This window comes from Aliiroseovarius sp. ABM4_368 (assembly GCF_056161205.1).
In genome coordinates this window covers 1-408 of record NZ_JBSWYR010000027.1, presented here as the reverse complement: position 1 = coordinate 408, position 408 = coordinate 1, and the positions used below count along the sequence as shown (strand labels likewise).

Annotated in this window: 1 protein-coding gene; it reads left to right on the top strand. The window is 59.8% G+C overall.

Annotation, left to right across the window (positions count from 1 at the left end):
* Positions 1 to 408 (top strand): Ig-like domain-containing protein (locus ACXAH3_RS16480; RefSeq protein ID WP_474863357.1); only part of this gene is annotated, 408 nt, incomplete at both ends.

Here is a 408-nt window from a genome sequence, read left to right as displayed (position 1 = left end):
GATCTGTGACGCGGTGAACGCAGGCAACTGCGACACGGCGACGGCAACTGTTGTTGTCGACGTAGCGCCCATTGACGCTGTGGACGATACCATGGCGGCTGTAAATGGCTTTGTAGGCGGGGACACTCCTTCCGTTTTGGACAACGACACGCTGAATGGCGCGGCTGTTGATCCTGCAGACGTCACGTTGACGCCTGGCACAGCGCCCAGCCCAACTGACGGCTCGATCACGATGAATGCGGACGGGACCATCACGGTTGCCCCCGGTACGACGGCAGGCACTTACAGTTATCCCTATACGATCTGTGAGAACTTGAACGGGACGAACTGTGATACGGCCACGGCGACGGTCGTAGTGGACCCAGCCCCGATCGATGCGATCGACGACACGCCAGCACCTGTGAATGG